This window comes from Sphingobacteriia bacterium (assembly GCA_017304685.1).
In the GTDB taxonomy this organism is placed as follows: domain Bacteria; phylum Pseudomonadota; class Alphaproteobacteria; order Rickettsiales; family 33-17; genus JAFKLR01.
Window position 1 is genome coordinate 20,971 of record JAFKLR010000008.1, and the last position, 7,977, is coordinate 28,947.

At 29.1% G+C, this 7,977-nt stretch carries 9 protein-coding genes; 7 read left to right on the top strand and 2 right to left on the bottom strand.

All coding sequences use genetic code 11. The features are described from left to right. The 7 genes from tadA (at position 1) to J0H68_09900 (ending at position 5,775) form a co-directional block, all read left to right on the top strand. A complete protein-coding gene (gene tadA / locus J0H68_09870) occupies positions 1 to 984 on the top strand; it encodes a Flp pilus assembly complex ATPase component TadA (protein MBN8829000.1) in 984 nt (327 codons plus the stop codon). After that, positions 968 to 2,557, top strand: coding sequence for a type IV secretory system conjugative DNA transfer family protein (locus J0H68_09875; GenBank protein ID MBN8829001.1), 1,590 nt, complete (start codon positions 968 to 970; stop codon positions 2,555 to 2,557). The genes tadA and J0H68_09875 overlap by 17 nt, the downstream gene beginning before the upstream one ends. Then, positions 2,545 to 3,033, top strand: a complete 489-nt coding sequence (locus J0H68_09880) for a transglycosylase SLT domain-containing protein (GenBank protein MBN8829002.1) — start codon at positions 2,545 to 2,547, stop codon at positions 3,031 to 3,033. Before J0H68_09875 ends, J0H68_09880 begins: the two co-directional genes overlap by 13 nt. A gap of 15 nt (positions 3,034 to 3,048) precedes the next feature. Continuing rightward, positions 3,049 to 3,525: a hypothetical protein gene (locus J0H68_09885; protein ID MBN8829003.1), complete on the top strand. Its 477-nt coding sequence runs from the start codon at positions 3,049 to 3,051 to the stop codon at positions 3,523 to 3,525. A 122-nt stretch (positions 3,526 to 3,647) separates the two neighbouring features. Beyond that, positions 3,648 to 4,055: a hypothetical protein gene (locus J0H68_09890; GenBank protein MBN8829004.1), complete on the top strand. Its 408-nt coding sequence runs from the start codon at positions 3,648 to 3,650 to the stop codon at positions 4,053 to 4,055. 155 nt (positions 4,056 to 4,210) lie between these two features. After that, a complete protein-coding gene (locus tag J0H68_09895; GenBank protein ID MBN8829005.1) occupies positions 4,211 to 5,389 on the top strand; it encodes an ankyrin repeat domain-containing protein in 1,179 nt (392 codons plus the stop codon). A gap of 41 nt (positions 5,390 to 5,430) precedes the next feature. Further along, a complete protein-coding gene (locus J0H68_09900; GenBank protein ID MBN8829006.1) occupies positions 5,431 to 5,775 on the top strand; it encodes a hypothetical protein in 345 nt (114 codons plus the stop codon). A 27-nt stretch (positions 5,776 to 5,802) separates the two neighbouring features. Here the strand turns inward: J0H68_09900 and J0H68_09905 are convergent, their stop codons facing one another. Next, positions 5,803 to 7,038, bottom strand: a complete 1,236-nt coding sequence (locus tag J0H68_09905) for an ATP-binding protein (protein ID MBN8829007.1) — start codon at positions 7,036 to 7,038, stop codon at positions 5,803 to 5,805. A 51-nt stretch (positions 7,039 to 7,089) separates the two neighbouring features. After that, a partial coding sequence (locus J0H68_09910; GenBank protein ID MBN8829008.1) for a hypothetical protein occupies positions 7,090 to 7,977 on the bottom strand: 888 nt, incomplete at its 5' end.

A 7,977-nucleotide genomic window follows, 5' to 3' on the forward strand; every position in this document is an offset into this window, starting at 1 on the left:
ATGGAAGATTTCCAAAATTACCCTGCGGTAACCCTGGCTTATGAATATTTAAGAAAATATTTAGAGAGAGATGATATTAAGGAACTTGTTATCAATAAACCAGGTGAGGTTTTTGTTGAGACAATTTATGGTAATTGGGAAAGGTACGAAGATGATAATTTATCTTTTGAAAACTTAAGCTTTTTTACGCATAGCATTGCTTCAGTTTATGATATTTGCTTTGATCAATTAAGAAATCCCTTAATCTCATTAAGCTTTAATCATAACCGCTTACAAGTTGTGGCAGGTCGTTTTACTTATAATGGCTTCGCTTTAGCTTTAAGGTTAAATAAAGATAGAAAATTTAAGCCAAATGAATTGGAAGAAAAAACACGCATAGGGCACCAAGAGTTAGAAACTGAAAATGATTTTTATGATACTGACGATAAAATAGGTCATTTAAAATGGGCTATAAAAAATAAAAAGAATTTACTCCTTGCAGGTGCTACAGGAAGCGGAAAAACTGCCTGGATTAAAAGACTCTTAGCAGAAATTGATTTAAACGAAAGAATTCTAACCGTTGAAGGTGTTCCAGAAATTGAAATACCTCACCCAAACTGGTGTCGCCTACTTTATCCTGAAGGAAGTGACCCTAAAGAAAGAATGATGGTTAAAGAAATTTTTGATGCTACTTTAAGGCTTCGTCCTGAGAGAATAATAGTGGGCGAAATTCGTCAACAGAACGCCTATGGCTTTGTCAGAGCTCTGACTAATGGTCATCCGGGCACCGTTGCAACCATACATGCGTCAGACCCAGCGGAGGCGATTGAAGCAGTTGTAGAATATTATAGTGCTAGCGGAGACTTAACAGCAGCAGTTGGACAGAGTATTAAAAAGAGGCTTTTAAAAAATATATATGGGGTTGCAACTCATAAAAGAACTGGCGATGTATATTCAATTGATTTCACACCTACAAAGGAAATTTTGAATGAGCTTACTGTATAATTTTATTATTTTTATCGGCTTAATTATCTTTAGTACCGCTATAATGATGCTTCCTCAATTATGGCTTAAAGATAATTTTCATTATTTTCCTTTATTCGGGGTAATCCAACTCTTTTTAAAATACGGTATATTTTTACCTAAGATGTATTTTTATTCAACTATTCTTGGTTTAGTTTCAGGTACAGTAACCTTTTCTTGGTTCTTTAATATTAATCCTGAAGGAAAAGGTATTTATGGTAAGGCAAAATGGGCAGGGTTATTTGATATTTTAAAATCTAAAAGAATTAGTTTTAAGGGCGGTTTAATACTAGGGAGAAAATATGGTAAATTTATTTTCACAAACGATAAAGAAAATTTATCAATGATTGTCTTTGCTCCAACTCGTACAGGAAAAACGTCCGGGTTTATTATTAGTAGCCTATTTACCTCTAGAAATTCAATGGTAATTCATGATCCTAAAGGTGAGATATGGGAGAAAACAAAAGATCAAAGAAGTAAATTCTCAAATATTTTAAAGTTTGAACCAGCAAGTTTTGATTCAAATTGTGTATTTAATGTTTTTTGTAAAACTATGCTGCCAGATGATAAGCGTTTTTTAAAAGAATATATAAAGAATGCTTGTGAGATAATTGTACCTACTCCTCTTAATGACACAGGAAATACTATATTTTTTAATGATAGAGGTAAGCAATTAATAAATGTGCTTGCAAGTTACCTTATTTATAAAAATGGAGAGACCTCTTTACCTGAAATAAGAAAACATTTTTTATCGAAAGATTCTTACCAAGTATTTTGGGATATTTATAATGAAGATGATTTACCTGACCATATAAAAGAAAATTGTAGGGACGTTTTAAATAATTCAACATCACCTGAACAATGGTCGGGTGTAATATCGGTTGCTGGAAAAGCATTAGGCCTTTATGAATCAGATACAGTTATAAAAGCAACTAAAGGTAAATGTGATTTTAGCGGGGAATTACTTAGAAAATCTAGTCTTCCCCTTACAGTATATATAATTATTCCAGATGAAGATAGAATACGCTTAGCTCCATTAGTTTCTTTAATATTTGAAAGAATTTCTAGCAACTTAATGTCTTCAAAACCTGAACCCTCAGATCATAAAATAACCTTTATTATCGATGAATTTCCGCGTCTCGGAAAAATTATACCTTTAATAGAATTACCCTCTCTTTCGGGCGGGTATGGTTTAAATTCAATATTTATCGCTCAAAATATACGTCAGCTTTACCATATTTACGGTAAAGATTTATCACATGTCCTTGCTAGTAACTGCGAATATAAGATTATTTTAAAACAAAATGATTTAGAAACTGCCCGTGAATTGTCTCAAATGATTGGAAAGACTACAGTTAAAAAAATCTCTAAAAGTATCGGCTCTAGAAATACAATAAATGAATCTAAGGAAGGAGTAGATTTAGTAACTCCGCAAGATATCATGTCTTTAAACCGTAAAAAATGCATCATTCTTTTTGATGAATATCGTAAACCTTTAAAGGCAAGAATTCCATTCTGGTATAAAAATAAGAGGTTAGTCACATGGTTAGATTAGTGGTTATTTTATTTATTATAGTTACTTCTAAGCTAAGTAGTGCAGATAGTTCTTGTAAGGCTCATTTTAAACAAGCAGCGAAATTATATGAAATACCAAATGGTATATTACAGACAGTTTCTCTTATTGAAGCCAGAAAACATCCTTGGACAATTAATGTAAAAGGTAAGGGATACTATTTCAAAACTAAGGAATATGCGGTTGCTTATGTTAGTAAGCTAATTAAAGCAGGACATAAAAATATTGATATAGGTTGTATGCAAATTAATTATAAATTTCATGGGAGTAACTTTTCTAGTATTGAAGAAATGTTTGAACCTGAAACTAATGTAACTTATGCAGCAAGATTTCTTAGTCAGAATTTTAAAGAATTTAAAGACTGGAGAAGAGCCATAGCGGTGTTTCATTCACGCGAAGAAACCCTAGGGCAAGTTTATTTAGGAAAGTTTTTAAGAGACTTTCACACATTTAATTAAATTAAGGAAATAATTATGACACAACATTACAAAGTAAATATTCATCAAGCTCTTAAAGCGGTAAGTTTTTATGATACAGCTTTATATGTACCAAAGTATATAAATATAACCTTTACAGATGAAAATAATAGTAAATTTTCGACTGTTATAGAGTATTCTTACCCTGAAAAATCAGGCCCTTCAAATACAATAAAGGTTATCAATGAAGAAATAAAAGGGAAGTTTACTCATATTACATATAGTAATGATGAGAATTCTTATAAACTGCATGAAATTATAGAATCTACCTTTAACAATCCTAATCCCGGAGAGTTATTTACCCACTTCCAAAAAGAAAACAATGTATTTGGAAATAAAAATATAACAAAAACTTATCCAGAGGTAGTTAATCATCAATCGGATTATATATATCAGAATTTCAATATTACAAAATTAGATGAAGGTATTTATTTTCATCAAGAAAACAACCTAGAATTTGATTATGTCAGTTAACAAATTTAAAGACTAGAAAAGAGCCGTAGGCGTATATTATTCAAAGATTATAAAGCTAAAGCAAATTTATTTAGGAAAGTTATTAAAGAACTATCACGCATTTAATTAAATTAGAGGAAAATATGAGCGAACATTACAAAGTACACATAGATCTATATACTGGTAAAGATAATGATAATATAGAAAGTTGTACACTAAGAGTAATTTATGAAAACGAATCTAAAGGTAATTTTTGTTATCTTTTCCATAAAGATGATTTTAAATATGATGAAACAGATCAAAGTTTATATTTAGAGAAATTTGAAAAAAGCGATAATTTGATATATGCAAAATATTCAAGCTCTGAACAAAATATTAGGTTTCATGTTACTATGCCTCCTTCTTATACATATGAAGAGACAGTAAAAATTCATAATTCATTTATGAAAGAAATGGTTCCAGGAAAATATAGTGGACATATACCAGAATATATTGAAAGTTATAATACTTATCATTTTGAAGCTGATGATGAATTCGATTATATAAACTAATACGTTATTCTTACCCCTTGTAATCATATTTTGTAGTAAATTACTTTTTAGAAGGAAATTATATTATTAATAGCGGTTCTAAGGGGTAGCATAATCTATCTCAAAAATATAAATAAGTATTTATTAAATTTAAATATTAAATAAAAGCGGAAATCATGGATGATATTAACAAAAAACTTAAGGAACAAATATCTTATAGAGATAACAATAATAAATTAGATATAGATTTAGTAAAACAATTAATAAAAAAGGGTGCAGATGTAAATTTAAAAAACGAGTATTATGATGAAACAGTATTACATAAAGCAGTCTTAGAAGGTGATATAAAATTTATACAATTTCTCTTATCAATGGATGCAAATATTAATGCTAAAAATAATTATGGTGAGACACCTAGTGATTATATTAGGAAGGCTTCGCATAAACCTTCTTTAAATGTTGAAATATTAAAAGCTCTTTTAGGATATAATGATAATACTGAAAATCCTGAATATAATCACATATTATCAAATTTATTATGTAAAGGAATTTATGAAAGAGAAAAGTTGGAAGATATTGAATTTTATCTTAAATCAGGTGCAGATCCTAATTTTATATCTAAAGAGTCACATTTAAGAAAGAATCTTATTGAGATTGTTATCGAAAAAGAAAATGAAATAATCAATGAATGTAAGTTACATGACGAGCAATTTATAAGAGAAAATTATGTTTATGGTAGAAACAAAGATTATACCCCTAATTTAATAAAACTATTGATAGATAATGGGTTTAATGTGAATCAATTAACAAATCATAGTGAATGTTCACCATTACACTTAACAATAAATTATTTAGAGGTAGTAAAGTTATTATTAGAAAAAGGCGCCAATATAAACATTCAAGATAAATATGGTGATACACCAATTCATGCTGCTGCGGCTTTGGGAAATATAGAGATAATAAAATTTTTATATGAAAATGGAGCTAAAGTAAATGCTACTAATTATGATAATGAAACTCCTTTAGCTTTAGCCATAAAAAATCATTGTAAATATGATAATAGCGATATTAAGTATTATTATAAAAACTATGATCTTTATAAAGCTACTGTAATAGAACCAATAAAATTTTTAATCGAACATGGGTGTGATCCTTATTTACCTAACAAAGATGGTTTTTCACCTATATTACTTTCTAAAATTTATGGAAGATTAGATTTAGTTGATTTATTAGATTATAACTCAAAAGATAAATATTCTTTAATTTATGAAGTTAATGACTATTCATTAGAAAATATGAATAATCATCATTCATTCGATATACCTGATGATTCTCAAAGTAATTATATTAATTAATAAAAGAGTTGATATATAAAATTAAAATAGGAGATGTTGGTATGATACAACAATATTTAGGAGCCTTATCATGTATTTTTATAGCTTGGTATTTATATGCTCAAGCTAAAACCATTAAAGGGAAGGATAAACAGTCCGTAGAAAATAAAGTAGGTGCTTATTTAGGAGCAGCGTTGTTTTTATTAAGTGGACTTTATAGTGTAAGGTTATTAGGGCTATTGTGCTTAATTCCTTACTTTTATGGTTTTGCTTGTCTTGAAGTTAGTTACGCACAATATAAATTAGGAAATTTAAGAACTTCATTTGAAACCTTTAGTTTAAGTATAATATTTTACTTATTAAGTTATTTTATTATGAATAAGTTTCCTGTAAATTTATTTGGTTAAGTAATTCTCGCACAAGCTGCGCGAGAATTACTTAAATAACCCATTCCAAGGCATAGCTATAATATCTTTATCAATATAATGACAACTTGTTCCTGCATATATTACGAGCCCTGGAGCAATTTTAGATTTAGGATAAGTATCTTTAAACGCTTTGATACCAGAACAATCCTTTATTCCTACTACCGATTTACCCTTGATTTCTATTGGATAAAGAGTATTGTTTATTTCTAATATTAGATCAACTTCAGCTCCTCCGTTAGTTCTCCAATGATAAAATCTTGGTGTCATATTGAGGGAATGACATATATTATAAATCATTGCAACACAATAGGTCTCAAATAAACTTCCAAACAAAGGGCTCCTTGCTAACGCTTCAGGTGTTGAAATCTGCTGTAAATAACAAGCAATACCAGTATCTGCGATATAACCCTTTCTTTTTTTACTTAATCTTTTTATAGTGTTACCGCTATATGGTTGAGTTTCTATCCATAAATAAGAATGTTCTAGCAGATTTAACCACCTGTTAGCCGTGACATGCATAATCCCAATTTCTCTTCCTAACTGAGAGTAATTTATTTCTTGCGCTGTTAATGCTGCGGCAAGTCCAAGAAATCTATCAAATAAAGATAAATCCTGTATATTTTCAAGGATTCTCACATCTCTTTCAATATAAGTTTGAATATACGAAAAATAAAACTGTCTTACTATTTCATTTGGGGCATCTATTAGCCCTGGGTAATTTCCTCTCCATAAAATATTATATAAATTATCTGTATTAGGTATTAACCCCTTAAAATAATTTGGTAAATCACCTGGAGAATCTAAATATATATCTACCCAATTGTTGTTGGGTACATCATTAAGTTCATAGGGAGTCATCCCTCCTAATTGCATTATTACAACCCTACCAGCTAAACTTTCTGACAGGGATTTCATCATATATATATTTTGAGATCCTGTAAGGTAGTACAAACCCTTCTCATCCGTAAGATCAACCCGTCGCTTAATTGTGGGAAGTAATTCGGTAGTAAATTGTATTTCATCTAAAATAATTGGTGCAGGAAAGTTATTTAAAAATAAATCTGGGTCTTGCTTTGCACCATAAATATCTTGTATAGGATCAAAGGTTATATGTTTTAAATCTGGATATAATTTAGATAATAAGGTACTTTTTCCAACTTGCCTTGGTCCTAACAAAAGCACTATTTTAAAATACTTGCTGATCTGCTTAAGTTTATCTTCAATATGTCTCTTCTTATACATTACACCTCACAATTTGTATAATACACTATCAGATTGTGAGGTGTGTGTCAACTATATAGTAAACCTAGGCCCTTTGGGGCTTATGTTTTGCTCTTGGCTTAGGTTTACATCCTTTTTTACAGGCTTCTCTACTTTTAACTTATTTAGAAGCTCATTTTTCAATGCTTCATTTTTAACTGACTTAGTAATTTCAATAATAAGTTTTTCTCTATTTAAAATGGTAGTATTCGTATTTGATTTACCTTTATCTAATAAAAGCGATATTTCATTCTTTTTAGTATTTAACTGTCTAATATTTTCTCTACATGAAACAATAATTTTATTAGATTTATCAATCTTTTCTAGTTTATAACTAAATAACCTTTCTTTCTTTTGAATCTCGGTTTTCTGGAATACTCTTTTAAGTAAACTTTTCTTATAAGTATTTTTAAAACCTGATTTTAATTTATTTATTGTTTCATCATTTATAATACCTGAACTTATTGACTCAATTATTTCAGGTATTGAATCATATAAATCAGGCAAGTTTAATTTTAATTCTTTTAACTGATCATTGATGCGTTCTAAATTGCTTTCAATATTATCATCTAATTCTGCAACTTGCTTATTGATTTGTGTGATTTCATTAGTATTAGCACTAATATCTTTATTTAAAGCCTCCATTTCATTTACTAGTTTAATTTTTTCCAAAAGATTTAAATAAATCTCTTCTTCCTTTGATACCTCTTGCTTAGTTTTTAGCTTTTGTAATTCAAACCCCTCAAGCTTTCTAAGGTTTTTATATTTAAAGATATCAATAGTAGCGAGCTTTTTCTCATCTAGAACATGAGGTAACATTTCTCTTATAAACAAAATATTCTTCAATTGGGTTTTAAGATCTTTAGAGGATATTTCTTTCTCTACATTTTTAAGGTTCTTTTGATATTCTGATATAGAACC

Excerpts from the sequence above, each read along its gene's own strand:
- tadA (MBN8829000.1), top strand. The coding sequence starts at position 1 with ATGGAAGATTTCCAAAATTACCCTGCGGTAACCCTGGCTTATGAATAT.
- J0H68_09875 (MBN8829001.1), top strand. The coding sequence starts at position 968 with ATGAGCTTACTGTATAATTTTATTATTTTTATCGGCTTAATTATCTTT.
- J0H68_09880 (MBN8829002.1), top strand. The coding sequence starts at position 2,545 with ATGGTTAGATTAGTGGTTATTTTATTTATTATAGTTACTTCTAAGCTA.
- J0H68_09885 (MBN8829003.1), top strand. The coding sequence starts at position 3,049 with ATGACACAACATTACAAAGTAAATATTCATCAAGCTCTTAAAGCGGTA.
- J0H68_09890 (MBN8829004.1), top strand. The coding sequence starts at position 3,648 with ATGAGCGAACATTACAAAGTACACATAGATCTATATACTGGTAAAGAT.
- J0H68_09895 (MBN8829005.1), top strand. The coding sequence starts at position 4,211 with ATGGATGATATTAACAAAAAACTTAAGGAACAAATATCTTATAGAGAT.
- J0H68_09900 (MBN8829006.1), top strand. The coding sequence starts at position 5,431 with ATGATACAACAATATTTAGGAGCCTTATCATGTATTTTTATAGCTTGG.
- J0H68_09905 (MBN8829007.1), bottom strand. The coding sequence starts at position 7,038 with ATGTATAAGAAGAGACATATTGAAGATAAACTTAAGCAGATCAGCAAG.